The sequence below is a fragment of the Jeotgalibacillus marinus genome (assembly GCF_040801915.1).
GTDB classification, from domain to species: Bacteria; Bacillota; Bacilli; order Bacillales; family Jeotgalibacillaceae; genus Jeotgalibacillus; species Jeotgalibacillus marinus.
The window spans coordinates 1-245 of the sequence record NZ_JBFMIA010000255.1; the positions used below are offsets into that span (position 1 = coordinate 1).

Below are 245 nucleotides of genomic sequence, written 5' to 3' on the forward strand. Positions count from 1 at the left end.
TTTTGGTAGGGATGATGATCCGATTCCCACAATTAGTGACAGATATACGTTTCCCCCCGTTCTGTTCTCTTTCTTGTGTTCCCCTTTCTTCCCTCGTTCTTCCTTCCCTTTCTCTTTCTCCTCTTCCCTCTTTTTCCTCCTCCCTCCTTCTCCCCCTCCTTTTTCTCTTTTTCCCCCTCTTCTCCCTCTTTCCTCCCCCCCTTCTCCCTTTCCCCTTTTCCCTTTCTTTCCCCCTCCCTCTCTCT

At 49.8% G+C, this 245-nt stretch carries 1 protein-coding gene; it reads right to left on the reverse strand.

Features of this window, described 5'->3' with window-relative positions; translation table 11 throughout:
- On the reverse strand, window positions 1-245 hold a 245-nt coding region (locus AB1471_RS19120; protein ID WP_367781038.1), incomplete at both ends, for a hypothetical protein.